Genomic DNA, 12,798 nt, shown 5'->3' with positions numbered 1-12,798 from the left:
CGGGGCTCATGGCACATCGTCAGGGCCGGCGTTCCTGCCTAGACTAACCACCCAACATCGAGAAGACGGGAAGACACCGATGACCGACCAGATCGAGCGCGCACGCACGTTCCATTCCCTCCACGTCAAGGGAAACCCGATCGTTCTCTACAATGCCTGGGATCCGGGCTCGGCAAAGATCGTCGAGAAAGCCGGAGCCAAGGCGATCGCCACCGGAAGCTGGCCGGTGGCGGCCGCCTTCGGCTATGCCGATGGCGAGAAAATCCCTAGGGAATTGGCGCTGGACAACATCAAGCGCATCGTGGCGGCGGTCGACCTGCCGGTGACCATGGATCTCGAGGGCGGTTACGGCGTCGAGCCGGAAGCCGTTGCCCGCACCGTGACGCTTGCGCTGCAGGCCGGCGCCATCGGCTTCAATTTCGAGGACCAGATCGTAGGCGGCACTGGCCTGCACGACATCGCCGTGCAGGTGAAGCGGATCGAGGCGGCGGCGGCAGCGGTGAAGGCTTCGGGCATTCCCGCCTACATCAACGCCCGCACCGACATCTTCCTCAAGGCGAAGCCGGATGCGCATGACAAGGGCCTGCTCGACCAGGCGATCGAGCGGGCAATGGCCTATGAAAGGGCCGGCGCGAGCGGTTTCTTTGCGCCGGGTCTTGGCGATGAGGGGCTGATCGAGGCGCTCTGCAAGGCCACAGCGTTGCCGGTCAACATCATCGCGCTGGCGCATGTGCCGCCACGCCAGCGGCTGGCCGAGCTCGGCGTCTCCCGCATCAGCCACGGGCCTGTGCCCTACCGGCAGATGGCCGAATGGCTGGAGGCGAAAGCGCGGCTGGCGATCTCGGGCTAGGTCAGTCCTCCAGCGTCCCCGACCGCGCATCAGCGCTCTTCTTGTCGCCGACGAGTTTCAGCAGATCCTCGCCGGCGCGGATGATGCGGCGCGCGCGGCGGGTCAGAATGATGCCGTCCTGCGGGGCAAATACTTCCGTGCGGCCGCCCGTCTCGCCTGGTGTGTGGACGATGGTGGCGAGGCGTGCGCCCTTGGCGACGCGGTCGCCGGGCTTCACGTCGTAGAGCACGGCACCCGCCCGGGGTGCCGGCATCATGTCGATGTTTTCCAACGGTGCAACGAAACCAGTGAAAGGACCTGGTGCGGGTAGGGCCGGGTCGGCGATCACGCCGCGCGCCACCAGCAGCCGGTAGAGACCTTCGGCATCGGATGCGGCCAGCCCGCCGTCGACATCGAGCATCCCGCGATATTCGACCGTGGTGGCGACGCGCCGCTCGAACTTCGCCACGCTGGCGGGGACGTTCTGGTAGGGCATGATCGTGGCGCCCTCGAAGGTCCCGTCGTTGTCTTCGCTCCACAGCACCACCGCATCGATGCCCATGGCGGCGGCGCAATCGGCCATTGCCGGCCACAGGCTGGTGTGGACGTAGAGATAGGCCAGCCCTTCATCGTCACAATGCAGATCAAGCACGATGTCGTGGCCGATGGAAAGTTGCAGCAGCCGCGTCTTCAACTGCTGGTCGGCCGTTCCGAACCTGGTGTCCGGCAACAGTGCGGTGTCAGGCGCGGCAAGCAGCGGAAAGGCACGGTTGAAGTTGGTGCGGGTGCCGAGATGAAAGCGGCCCTGATGTTCGCCGAAATGATATTGAGCGCGGCCGATCGGGTTGGCCCAGGGCACGACCGTGATGTTGCCCTTGATGCGCCCCTCGGCTTCGGCCTTGTTCAACGCCGGCATCAAGGCGTCGATGGCGACGACGCCCGGCAATTCGCCGGCATGGAGTGCCGACTGCAGATAGGCAGAGGGCGCTGACTTGTCGGCGCCGGTGAAGCGGAATGCCGGGAATTCGTAGAAAACGCCTTCGCTGTCGCCGGAAATGCGTTCGATCGATTTCTGCATGGGATGCCTCCAAGAAAGAGGCAGAACACATGCACCTTTGCCGGAGGGCTGTCGATTGGTCCAGTTCGCGGCGCTATGGGCGCAATATCATTCCGCGGCAGCCGGAACGGCCACAGGAGCTGAGCGTTCAAGCGCCTGCGAGACAACGGCCACGGTGACGGCCAGCAGCGCCAGAACCGCGCCGACCAGCGGCAGGTGAGCGTAGGAGACTCCCGCCGAAAGGGCCAATCCGCCGATCCAGGCGCCACCGGCATTGCCGACATTGAAGGCGCCCTGGTTGAGCGTGGCGGCGAGGTTCGGCCCTTCCGAAGCCGCCTCGACGACGCGGATCTGCAGCGGCGGCACGACGACGAAGATGAGCAGGCCCCACAGGAAGACGACGCCGATGGCGACGCTGGCGATGGCGCCGAACTGCATGAAGCCGACAAACAGCAGGGCCATCAGCAGCAGCGTGCCGATCACCGTCGGCATCAACTTCCAGTCGGCCAGCCGGCCGCCAATGACATTGCCGATGGTCATGCCGGCGCCGAACAGCAAGAGCACCCAGGTGACGGCCGAGGTGGACAGGCCGGAGACGTCGGTGAGGTAGGGCTTGATGTAGGTGAAGACGGCAAACAGGCTGGCCGAGGACAGCGACGCGATCAGCATGGCGAGCCAGACCTGCAATTTGCCCAGCACGCGCAACTCGCCGCGCAAGCCGCCACCGCTCGGTTGGGCGACGTCGGACGGCACCAGCCAGGCGATGGCCGCAACGGAGAGCAAGCCGATGCCGACGACGGCGAGGAAGGTTGAGCGCCAGCCGAAGGCTTCGCCGAGCGCAGTGCCGGCAGGGACGCCCAGAATGTTGGAGAGCGTCAGGCCGGCGAACATCAATGCAATGGCGCTGGCGCGCTTGTTGCGCGGCACCAAGCTGGCGGCAACGACCGAGCCGATGCCGAAGAAGGCGCCATGGCCGAAGGCGGTGAAGACGCGCGCAGCCATCAACAGCCAGTAGTTGGGCGCGATGGCGCAAAACAGATTGCCGACGACGAACATCGCCGTCAGCGCGACCAGAACCGGCTTGCGCGGCAAATGCGCGGTGGCCATGGCGACGATCGGCGCGCCGAAGACGACGCCGAGCGCATAGCCGGTGACCAGCAGTCCGGCCGAGGGGATCGACACGCCGAGATCGGCGGCGACCTCCGGCAGCAGGCCCATGATGACGAATTCGGTGGTGCCGATACAGAAGGATGCAATGGCAAGCGCAAGGATCGGCAAAGGCATGGAACGTCCAGACTGAATCGGTTCAATTTCAGACTGAACGAGAAGCCATGCGGGGCGCAATGCACATTGCTGCAATGCACCGATGCAGAAAGCGCTGAGCTTGAAGCAGAGTTACGTCACACCAGCGGCTTCAGTTCCTGGGCGATGGTTGGCAACAGCTCCGAGACGTTGGGATGGATGTGCACAGCACGGGCCAGCGTATCGACCGGCGCCTTGGCATACATCAGGTCGAGCACGCAGTGCACCGCCTCGTCGCCGCCGGGGCCAAGCACGGAGCAGCCGAGGATCTCCCTGGTGTCGGCATCGACCAGGATCTTCATGAAACCTTGCGTTTCTCCCTTTTCGACGGCGCGGCCGACGCGGGTCATCGGCCGCTGGCCGACCAGCGCCTTGCGGCCGGATTTTTTCACCGCGGCCTCAGTCATGCCGCAGCGGCCGAGCGGCGGATCGATGTAGAGCGCATAGGCCTCGATGCGGTCGCTGACCTTGCGCGGATCGTTATCGAGCAGATTGGCGGCGACGATCTCATAGTCGTTGTAGGAGGTGTGGGTGAAGGCGCCCTTGCCGTTGCAATCGCCCATCGCCCAGATGCCGGGCACGCTGGTGCGCAGCTGGTCGTCGACGGTGATGTAACCGCGCAGATCGACCGCGACGCCGGCCTTGTCGAGGCCGAGGTCGTCGGTGTTGGGAGCGCGGCCGAGCGCCAGAAGCACGTGCGAGCCGACTGCCGGCGGTTTGCCGGATGAGAACGTCACGGCGATGTCGTTGCCCTGTTTGGCGAAGCCGATGTCGTCGGCGCCGACATGGACTTCTATGCCTTCGTTTTCGAGGATCGACAGGATCGCCGCCGATACGTCCTCGTCCTCGCGGCCGGTCAGGCGTGGGCTCTTCTCGATGACGGTGACTTCGCTACCGAAGCGGCGAAACATCTGTGCGAATTCGAGCGAAATGTAGCTGCCGCCGACGACGACGAGGTGGCGCGGCAAAATTTCGAGATCCATCATCGAGGAATTGGTGAGGTAGTCGATGTCGTGGATGCCGGGCAGGTCCGGCACCGAGGCGCGACCGCCGGTGTTGAGGAAGATCTTTTCGGCGGTCAAAAGGTCGTCGCCGACGCGCACGGTGTTGGCAGATTCGAAGCGCGCATGGCCACGATAGAGCGTGCATTTGTCCATGCCGGCGATCCAGGTTTCCAGCCCGGTGCGGGAGGCGCCCGAAACCTTGTCCTTGCGCGCCTTGATCGCCTTATAGTCGACGCCGACAGGCCCACTGAGCGTCACGCCATAATCGGCGGCGCGTCGGGCGAGATGCGCGGCATAGGCGCTCGCCACCATCGTCTTGGTCGGGATGCAACCGGTGTTGACGCAGGTGCCGCCGACCAGCTTGCGCTCGATCAGCGCTACGCTCATGCCGGCTGCGTTCAGCCTGCCGGCGAGCGGTGTGCCGGCCTGGCCGGCGCCAATGATGATGGCGTCGAAGGTTTTCGCCGTCATGCCACCGCCGCTACGATCAGCAGGCCGCCGATGATGGCCACCGCGTCCTCGATGAGAGCGGCGGGCCGATCCTGGCCGAAGGCGGCTGCCAGCCGGCCGCGCGCCTCGGCGCCGCCATAGGTGCCGATGACGGAGCCGATGGCGCCGGCGATCAGACCGCCAATGGTGGAACCGGCGGTGGCGCCGACCACAGCACCTGCAAAGGCGCCAAGCAGGATGCGGGCGCCGAATTGCTGCGGGACCTTGCGGCTCGGTGTCGACGGCAACTGGTCAGTGACCAGTTCGACGATGGCAAGGATGGTGAAGATGCCGACGGCGGCCCAATGGCCCATGAAGCTTGCCCAGGTGCCGGTAAGCGGCAGCCAGCCGAGATAAGCGCCCCAGGCGACGGCGGCCGGTGCTGTCATGGCGCGAAGACCGGCGATGATGCCGATCAGAAGTGCAAGCAGATAGAGCATGGTTGATCCCCTCAACGCAGAACCTCGGACGGTCCACGCGGCAAGCTAGCATAGGCCGGGCATTTGGACAGTGGGGTTTTCCCAGGCGGAGGATTGTGCTTTGGCAGGAGATCAGATTGGAGGCGTGGCCATGTCCGCAAGCGCACGAAGATGATTGCAGGCGAGTGGTACACCTGCATCGACGACGAGTTGGAAGCGCTGCGGGTGATCGCGCGCGATGCGGTGTTCGAGCACAATTCGCTGCCGCCCCGGCAGCGCGGCAACATCGGTCCGGCGCTATCGGCGCTGCTCGGCATCGCGGGCGAGGGCGCCCGCATCGAGGCGCCGTTCCATTGCGCCTACGGTTTCAATATCCATCTCGGCGCAGGCGCGTTTCTCAATGCCGGCTGCACCATCCTCGATACCGCGCCGGTGCGTATCGGCAACCGGACGCTGCTTGGCCCCAATGTGCAGATCTACTGCGCCGAGCACCACAAGGAGGCAGCAGGCCGGCAGGCGGGACTGGAGATCGCCAGGCCGGTCACCATCGGCGACAATGCCTGGATCGGCGGCAGCGCCATCATCCTCGGCGGCATCAGCATTGGCGACGGCGCCATTGTCGGCGCCGGCGCGGTGGTGACGCGCGACGTGCCTGACAACACCACCGTGGTCGGCAATCCGGCGCGGGCGGTTAAACGCAGCTGAGCCTTTCGCGGCCGATCAGTGTGAAGCCACGCGCGCCATGCGCTCATCCGGACCGGCTCGCCGCGAGAATTCACGCCGGTATTGCGCCGGTGATGTCTTGAGCCGCGCTGAAAAATGCTGGCGCAGCGAGGTGGCGCTGCCGAAGCCAGCTTCGAAGGCCACGATGTCCATCGATTTTTCCGTCGCCTCCAGCAGTCGCTGCGCGAGTTCGATGCGCTGGCCGGCCAGCCACTCGCCAAAGCTGGTGCCGATCGATTTCTGGAAGCGGCGGGTGAAGGTGCGCCGGGTCAGGCCGGCGGCCTCGGCGACGCGGTCGAGGCTATGCGTTTGACTTAGCGTTGCCCGCACCGTGTCGAGCGCCTGGGTGAAGCGGTCGGCAGCCGGGGTTTTCGCCAGCGGGCGCTCGATGAATTGCGCCTGCCCGCCCTGTCGGTGCGGCGACAGCACGATGTGCCTGGCCAGCCGCAACGCTACCTCCGCGCCATAGCGCGCACGCACGATGTGCAGGCAGCAGTCGAGGCCGGCGGCGACGCCGGCCGAGGTTACGATGTCGCCATCGTCGACATAGAGCACGTCGGCGTCGACTTCGATGTCGGGATGCAGCGCCTGCAACCGGTCGGTAGAAGACCAGTGCGTCGCCGCCCGCCGGCCGGCAAGCAGCCCGGCGGCGGCGATGGCGAAGGTGCCGAGACAGAGGCCAACGATCAGCGCGCCGCGTCGGTTTGCGCGCGTAAGCGCTTCGAGGAGTGGGGTGGGAAGCGGGGCGTCGAGATCCTTCCAGCTGGGAATGATGACGATGTCGGCATCGTCGAACGCGGAGAGCCTATGCGGCACCGCGATCGTCAACCCGGCATCGGTGTGGATGGGCCCATCGTCGAGCGCGCAGACGCGAAAGTCGAAACGCGGCAGGCCGAGCTTGGTGCGGTCGGTGCCGAACACCACGCACGGCACGGAGAGGTGGAACGGGCTGATGCCGCCAAAGGCGAGGACGGCAATGATCGGATCAGTCATGGGCGTCTCCAGCAAATGAGATCGGATTGTCCCAATTCTTTCGAATGATGTCAATCGGGCCACTTTTGGCAGCCGGGCGATCCACCTACTTTCGGCCCGTCCCATTCAAGCCCGAAAGGAAAACACCATGTCCGCCAACACCACGCCGCGCCGCGCACTGATCGTCATCGATGTCCAGAATGACTATGACGGCGGCAACCTCGCCATCCAGCATCCGCCGTTCCGCGACAGCGTCGTCAATGTGGCGCGCGCCATGGACGCCGCCACAGCAGCCGGTGTGAAGGTGGTGGTCGTCAAGCAGATGGCGTCCGAGACCTCACCGATCTTTGCCAGGGGCAGCCATGGCGGCGAACTGCATCCCGAAATCGCCAGGCGCAAGCGCGACCACTATGTCGAAAAGAACTTGCCGAGCGCCTTCACCGGCACCGATCTCGAGGCGTGGCTGCGCGCCAATGCCATCGATACGATCACGGTCATTGGCTACATGACGCATAATTGCGACCTGTCGACCATCATCCACGCCGTCCATATGGGCTTTACGGTCGAGTTCCTCTCCGACGCAACCGGCTCGCTGCCCTATGCCAACAGCGCCGGCTATGCCTCGGCCGAGGAGATCCACCGTGTGGTGAGCATCATCCTGCAGTCGCGCTTCGCGGCCGTACTCAAGACCGCCGAATGGATCGACTGCCTGAAGACCGGCGCACTGCCCGAACGCGACACGCCCTATGCGTCCAACCAGCGGGCGCTGGCGCGCAACGCCGCATAGGCAAATCCGTCCCCGGAAAGCAAAAAGGGCGGCCATTGGCCGCCCTTCTTGAATCTCGCAACGATCTCGAAATGTTTAGAACAGGCCTTCGATCTGGCCAGCTTCGTTGAGGAAGATCTTTTCCGAAGATGGCGCCTTGGGCAGGCCCGGCATGGTCATGACCTCGCCGCAGATGACGACGACGAAGCCGGCGCCCGCGGAAAGCCTGACCTCGCGCACCGGCACGGTGTGGCCGGTCGGCGCGCCGCGCAGGTTCGGGTCGGTCGAGAAGGAATATTGGGTCTTGGCCATGCAGACCGGCAACTTGCCGTAGCCGGCGTCTTCCCAGGCCCTGAGCTGGTCGCGCACCGACTTGTCGGCGATCGCCTCGGAGCCGCGATAGATGCGCTGGACGATGGTGTTGATCTTCTCGAACAGCGGCATGTCATCGGGATAGAGCGGCGCGAACTGCGAAGCGCCGGATTCGGCGAGCTGCACCACCTTGTTGGCGAGGTCCTCGATGCCGGCCGAGCCCTTGGCCCAGTGCTTGCACAGGATCGCCTCTTCGCCCATCGAGGCGACGTAGTCCTTCATCGCCTGGATCTCGGCGTCGGTGTCGGAATAGAAGTGGTTGATGGCAACCACCGCCGGTACGCCGAACTGGCGGATGTTTTCGATGTGGCGGCCGAGATTGGCGCAGCCCTTCTTCACCGCCTCGATGTTCTCCTTGCCGAGGTCTTCCTTCTTGACGCCGCCATTCATCTTCATGGCGCGCACGGTGGCGACGATGACCGCCGCGGCTGGCTTCAGCCCCGCTTTGCGGCACTTGATGTCGAAGAATTTTTCGGCACCGAGGTCAGCGCCGAAGCCGGCTTCGGTGACGACATAGTCGGCGAGCTTCAGCGCCGTCGTGGTGGCGACGACCGAGTTGCAGCCATGCGCGATGTTGGCGAACGGACCGCCATGGACGAAGGCCGGGTTGTTCTCCAACGTCTGCACCAGGTTGGGCTGCATGGCGTCCTTCAAGAGCACCGCCATGGCGCCGTCGGCCTTGAGGTCGCGGGCATAGACCGGCGTCTTGTCGCGGCGGTAGGCGACGATGATGTCGCCGAGACGCTTTTCCAGGTCCTTGAGGTCGGTGGACAGGCACAGGATGGCCATCACTTCCGAGGCCACCGTGATGTCGAAGCCGCCTTCGCGTGGAAAGCCGTTGGCGACGCCGCCGAGCGAACAGATCATCTCGCGCAGCGCCCGGTCGTTCATGTCCATGACGCGGCGCCAGGCGACGCGGCGGATGTCGATGCCGAGCTCATTGCCCCAGTAGATGTGGTTGTCGATCAGCGCCGAAAGCAGATTATGCGCGGTGGTGATGGCGTGGAAATCGCCGGTGAAGTGGAGGTTCATGTCCTCCATCGGCACGACCTGGGCATAACCGCCGCCGGCGGCACCGCCCTTGACGCCGAAATTCGGGCCAAGCGACGCCTCGCGGATGCAGACGATCGCCTTCTTGCCGATGCGGTTGAGGCCGTCACCGAGGCCGACGGTGGTCGTCGTCTTGCCTTCGCCGGCCGGCGTCGGGTTGATGGCGGTGACCAGGATCAGCCTGCCGTCCTTGTTGCCTTTAACCGACTTGATGAATTCTGCCGAGATTTTCGCCTTGTCGTGGCCGTAAGGCAGCAGATGCTCGGTCGGAATGCCGATCTTCTTGCCGATCTCCTGGATCTGCTTTTTCTTGGCGCCGCGCGCGATCTCGATGTCGGACTTCACTTCGGCCATGACGGCTTTCCTTCGGATTGGACGGTGGAGGGGACGGGTTTGATCTCACTCGCAGGCATGTTGAACCCGGGCGCGGGCATGTTCTAACCCTGTCGCTGCCGCGGCGTCAACTTGCATGCAACTATGTTTCCTGTGAAGAAAGTGTCTCTGCGGCCGGGCCGACCTGCCGTCGGTTCTTCCTGGCTCCGTTGCCGCGCCGTATAGAAGCCAGAGGACGCGTCGTTCCGCCGTCTCAAAACAGCCGCTCAATGCACGGAATGCGACAGAGGCGACGGCGCAAATTCGCCATCGCTGCTTGCGTTGCGATAAGGGCTACTGGGTCAGCACGTTGCTGATCTCAACCATGTTGGAGCGCACCCGCAGCACGTAGAAACCCATCGTCGTCAGGTGCGTCGGCATGATCCAGCCATCCTCGCGGCCATTGGCGATGATGAAGGGCTGTATGCGCAGCGCCGAGACGAATTGCGAATCCATTGTGTCCCACAGATTGCCGAGATGCTTTTCCTTGATCACGTCCTCGAAGTCGGCCTGGGCGCCCTTCATCAGACCGTAATAGGCATAAAGCTGGCCATAGGCGAACCAGAAGCGGTCGTCGGCGCGGAAGTCGAACCAGCCATTGTTGTGGTTTTCGGCACGCTCCTTGAGGATCGCCGAGGTCGAACCGATGTCGGAGGAGATGCGGTCTATATACTGCTTCAGATTGTCGGCACGGGCGTCGAACGTCGCCTGGCAGGTGGCCAGGCGGGCGTTGAAGGAGCGCAGTTTGTTGACGGCATCGCGATAATAGCTCGGCGTCGGCGTCTTCGGTCCGAATGGGTTCAGGCCGAAATACCAGGTTTCCTCGTCGAACTGCAGATTGCCGCGAGCATCCTGCAGATCGGCGTCGATCTGCGATGTCGTACGCACGCGGCCGAGATTGTCGGCAAGCTCGGTGGCGGTGCGCCGCACCGCCTGGTTGATGCCGCGCTGGAACGAGGCCTTGTTGTCCATGAACGGCGTGTGATCCCAGTCGACGCCGAACAGGCCGAGCTTGTAGAGGATCATCGACGAGACCCAGGCATTCTGGTTGACGTTGAAGTCGGTGAGGTCGGCCGCGACCTGGGCGATGCCCGAATTGCCACAGGTCTTGGCGGTCTCGGTGCCGGCACCGGCCGCGACCTGTTCGCCGGCGGAAATGTTGCGGTTCTCGAAGGTGTATTTGTCGACGTAGTTGGGGTCGAACTTGTTCCACCACTGGGTGGCGTAGAAGAAGTTGGCATAGAGGCCGATCAGTACCACCAAAGCCAGGCCGACCACCGCCTTCAGGATCCAGCCGCGCTGCGTATACCAGCGCCCGGCCCATAGGAAAGGCCACAGGATCGCGCCGATGACAAGGCCGATACCGCGGCCGATCCATTGGAAGATGCGGGTGAAGAAATTCACGATCGGATCAAGCATGGCTCTCGTTCACCCCCTCAGCATGATGCCAAAAAGTTGCAGGCTTTTGGATAACATCATGCGCCAAAACAATAAATTAGAACGAAATGACGGCTCATTTCGTTCTAGTCAGTCAAGCCGTAAAGGCGTGTGCGAAACGCCACCTTGTCTTTCAAATATGTGGTTTTCAGAACGTCCACAACATGCGATCGCCAGGCGTCGCTGTAGCCGTCATAGTCCTTGTAGAAGCCGGGCTTGTTGAAGACGTAGCGCGAGACGAAGTCCTGCGGCACGAAGTCCGAGATCAGCTGGTTGGTCAGCCAGGCGTCGGGATGGTCGGGCTTGCCGCGCACGACCAGGAAGCGCTGGCGCGGCGGGACATCCTCGATCTTGAGATGGCCGAGCTGGGCGATCTCGCGCTTGGCGGCGTTGAGGAAGGGAAAATTGCCGTCGCTGGTGATCAGGTCGGCATGGCCGTGGATCCAGGTCTGCAGCCAGACCTTGTCGACGTCGGTCAGATTTCGGTTCGGTTCGGTGTCACGGATCAGCGAGCGCACAACCATCTCGGCGCGATGCTCGAGATAGCCCGAGCTTTCGACCCATGAGGCGCGCGGCAGTTCGATGCGGCCGGTGCTGGCCAGGAACTTGAACACCTTGTCGGCATCGTTGATCGAGAGATAGCTCACCTGCCAGGGCCGCGACCGGCGAAAGCCAGGGGCGGCCGGGTCGCCGATGACCGTCGTCATGTCAGGATCGACAAACACGTAGAGCCCGCCAAAATGGCTGGTCCAATAGGCGTTGTGGCGGAAGATCACCTGGTCGGGCACCAGTGCATTCTCGCGGATGTCGCCGCACACCTTCGCCAGCTCCACCATGCGGGTCAGCATGGCGTTGTCGCGCCAGGCGTCCGGCTCCTGCTTCAACCGGTCGACAAGCTTGCCGAGCTCGGCGGCCTTGCCCAGCACGTCCTCGGCCGACAGAACCTTGAACTCGACCTGACTGATCGACAGCAGATCCTCGATGTCGTTGACCACGGGGACGGAATCTTCGATCTCGCCGTAGATGACGTCCTTGATGGTCAGCGCGTCGATGGCGCGCTGGTTCTTGGACATGAACTCGAACATCAGCTGCGACGTGTTGGAGAAGGCGGTGTGCACCACCGGCAGGTCGATCTGCGACGGCGTCAGGATGATGAAGCGGCGGTTGACCTCATTGGGATCGAGATAATCGTAGTCGTCGCATTCCTCGGCCACCTCGGGCGAGAAACCGGTGCGGTCGATCTGGAAGCTCTTTAGTCTGGTCGGCTTCAACCCGAAGGCAACAAGCGCCTTGTTGTAGCGCTGGACGAGGTGCGACTCGTCGACGGTGAGTAGGCGGCCGTAGATCAGCTCGTTGTCGCGCAGCAGGTCGGGTTTTTTGCTCACTTTGCCTTCTCCCCGTTCACGGGGAGAAGGTGCCCGAAGGGCGGATGAGGGGCGGCGCAAACGCTCGTCATCTTTCCTCCGACGTCGTGGCGGGCAAAAACTTCACGTCGGCAGCAATCATTTTCTGGCTCAGCCGACCATCCGGGGCAGCAACAATCGTATCCAGCACGCTCTTGTGCCCCGTCAGGACATCAGCGTGCCAAACCCTCAAAACCGACCAGCCGTTCCTGTTCATAGTCTCATCCCTGAATCGATCGTGGGATCGATTTGCATGCTGGCTTCCATCGACTTCCACAACCAGATTGGCTTCACGACAGGCGAAGTCGGCGAAATATGGACCGATCGGCAGCTGGCGAACAAACTTGTAGCCGTTCAATCGTCGCCCGCGCAGTTCGTGCCATAGTTTCTCTTCAGCTTCATTTTCAACTTGCCTAAGTTGCCGGGCTCTCGCCGCTTTTGGCTCGTTTCTTCCACGCATAGCGCTGCCCCTCATCCGCCCTTCGGGCACCTTCTCCCCGTGAACGGTAGGGCTATCGCATATGGACTCTTTCGAGGAATCGAACGGCGAACAAATCGGAATCGCGTCGAGAACAAACGTCGCGAGATTCCATCTTTGTTCCG

The 12,798-nt window shown here is 63.4% G+C and carries 12 protein-coding genes; 3 read left to right on the top strand and 9 right to left on the bottom strand.

Annotated features, from left to right (window positions below; all coding sequences use genetic code 11):
- The first annotated feature begins 79 nt into the window (after positions 1-79).
- Entirely contained in the window at positions 80-850 is a 771-nt protein-coding gene (locus AC1DXM_RS29435) for an isocitrate lyase/PEP mutase family protein (RefSeq protein ID WP_477238696.1), read from the top strand.
- 1 nt (position 851) lies between these two features.
- On the opposite strand, the gene AC1DXM_RS29430 is transcribed toward AC1DXM_RS29435, so the two are convergent.
- The 4 genes from AC1DXM_RS29430 to AC1DXM_RS29415 form a co-directional block, all read right to left on the bottom strand.
- Positions 852-1,907, bottom strand: a complete 1,056-nt coding sequence (locus tag AC1DXM_RS29430) for a M14 family metallopeptidase (RefSeq protein ID WP_477238694.1) — start codon at positions 1,905-1,907, stop codon at positions 852-854.
- An 87-nt stretch (positions 1,908-1,994) separates the two neighbouring features.
- The gene (locus AC1DXM_RS29425; protein ID WP_477238692.1) at positions 1,995-3,170 is read right to left on the bottom strand and encodes an MFS transporter; all 1,176 of its coding nucleotides are present in this window, start codon (positions 3,168-3,170) and stop codon (positions 1,995-1,997) included.
- Positions 3,171-3,286: 116 nt separating this feature from the next.
- The gene (locus AC1DXM_RS29420; protein WP_477238690.1) at positions 3,287-4,663 is read right to left on the bottom strand and encodes an FAD-containing oxidoreductase; all 1,377 of its coding nucleotides are present in this window, start codon (positions 4,661-4,663) and stop codon (positions 3,287-3,289) included.
- A complete protein-coding gene (locus tag AC1DXM_RS29415; RefSeq protein ID WP_477238688.1) occupies positions 4,660-5,121 on the bottom strand; it encodes a DUF4126 domain-containing protein in 462 nt (153 codons plus the stop codon). The genes AC1DXM_RS29420 and AC1DXM_RS29415 overlap by 4 nt, the downstream gene beginning before the upstream one ends.
- Positions 5,122-5,271: 150 nt before the next feature.
- Here AC1DXM_RS29415 and AC1DXM_RS29410 point away from each other — a divergent pair, with 150 nt between their 5' ends.
- Positions 5,272-5,805 (top strand): sugar O-acetyltransferase, encoded by a 534-nt coding sequence (locus AC1DXM_RS29410; RefSeq protein WP_477238686.1) that lies wholly within the window; start codon positions 5,272-5,274, stop codon positions 5,803-5,805.
- A 15-nt stretch (positions 5,806-5,820) separates the two neighbouring features.
- On the opposite strand, the gene AC1DXM_RS29405 is transcribed toward AC1DXM_RS29410, so the two are convergent.
- Positions 5,821-6,816, bottom strand: a complete 996-nt coding sequence (locus AC1DXM_RS29405; protein ID WP_477238684.1) for a helix-turn-helix domain-containing protein — start codon at positions 6,814-6,816, stop codon at positions 5,821-5,823.
- A gap of 127 nt (positions 6,817-6,943) precedes the next feature.
- On the opposite strand from AC1DXM_RS29405, the gene AC1DXM_RS29400 reads away from it, so the two are divergent.
- Positions 6,944-7,582, top strand: a complete 639-nt coding sequence (locus AC1DXM_RS29400) for a cysteine hydrolase family protein (RefSeq protein ID WP_477238682.1) — start codon at positions 6,944-6,946, stop codon at positions 7,580-7,582.
- Positions 7,583-7,657: 75 nt separating this feature from the next.
- On the opposite strand, the gene AC1DXM_RS29395 is transcribed toward AC1DXM_RS29400, so the two are convergent.
- The 4 genes from AC1DXM_RS29395 to AC1DXM_RS29380 form a co-directional block, all read right to left on the bottom strand.
- Positions 7,658-9,337 (bottom strand): formate--tetrahydrofolate ligase, encoded by a 1,680-nt coding sequence (locus tag AC1DXM_RS29395; RefSeq protein WP_477238680.1) that lies wholly within the window; start codon positions 9,335-9,337, stop codon positions 7,658-7,660.
- Positions 9,338-9,649: 312 nt separating this feature from the next.
- Positions 9,650-10,774: a DUF2333 family protein gene (locus AC1DXM_RS29390; protein WP_477238678.1), complete on the bottom strand. Its 1,125-nt coding sequence runs from the start codon at positions 10,772-10,774 to the stop codon at positions 9,650-9,652.
- Between the two features lie 104 nt (positions 10,775-10,878).
- On the bottom strand, positions 10,879-12,177 hold the full coding sequence (locus AC1DXM_RS29385; protein ID WP_477238676.1) for a DUF6638 family protein: 1,299 nt from the start codon (positions 12,175-12,177) through the stop codon (positions 10,879-10,881).
- Positions 12,178-12,244: 67 nt separating this feature from the next.
- Complete coding sequence (locus AC1DXM_RS29380; protein ID WP_477238674.1) at positions 12,245-12,655, bottom strand: endonuclease domain-containing protein; 411 nt, start codon at positions 12,653-12,655, stop codon at positions 12,245-12,247.
- Positions 12,656-12,798: the final 143 nt, after the last annotated feature.

The sequence above is a fragment of the Mesorhizobium sp. P3_A2 genome, assembly GCF_056403115.1.
The sequence above is the reverse complement of the archived record's forward strand: the minus strand, read 5'-3'. Positions and strand labels throughout refer to the sequence as shown.

Bases quoted from the DNA above. Each gene is read 5' to 3' on its own strand.
- AC1DXM_RS29415 (WP_477238688.1), bottom strand. From the start codon at position 5,121: ATGCTCTATCTGCTTGCACTTCTGATCGGCATCATCGCCGGTCTTCGC.
- AC1DXM_RS29430 (WP_477238694.1), bottom strand. From the start codon at position 1,907: ATGCAGAAATCGATCGAACGCATTTCCGGCGACAGCGAAGGCGTTTTC.
- AC1DXM_RS29420 (WP_477238690.1), bottom strand. From the start codon at position 4,663: ATGACGGCGAAAACCTTCGACGCCATCATCATTGGCGCCGGCCAGGCC.
- AC1DXM_RS29380 (WP_477238674.1), bottom strand. From the start codon at position 12,655: ATGCGTGGAAGAAACGAGCCAAAAGCGGCGAGAGCCCGGCAACTTAGG.
- AC1DXM_RS29435 (WP_477238696.1), top strand. From the start codon at position 80: ATGACCGACCAGATCGAGCGCGCACGCACGTTCCATTCCCTCCACGTC.
- AC1DXM_RS29410 (WP_477238686.1), top strand. From the start codon at position 5,272: ATGATTGCAGGCGAGTGGTACACCTGCATCGACGACGAGTTGGAAGCG.
- AC1DXM_RS29395 (WP_477238680.1), bottom strand. From the start codon at position 9,337: ATGGCCGAAGTGAAGTCCGACATCGAGATCGCGCGCGGCGCCAAGAAA.
- AC1DXM_RS29405 (WP_477238684.1), bottom strand. From the start codon at position 6,816: ATGACTGATCCGATCATTGCCGTCCTCGCCTTTGGCGGCATCAGCCCG.
- AC1DXM_RS29400 (WP_477238682.1), top strand. From the start codon at position 6,944: ATGTCCGCCAACACCACGCCGCGCCGCGCACTGATCGTCATCGATGTC.
- AC1DXM_RS29390 (WP_477238678.1), bottom strand. From the start codon at position 10,774: ATGCTTGATCCGATCGTGAATTTCTTCACCCGCATCTTCCAATGGATC.
- AC1DXM_RS29425 (WP_477238692.1), bottom strand. From the start codon at position 3,170: ATGCCTTTGCCGATCCTTGCGCTTGCCATTGCATCCTTCTGTATCGGC.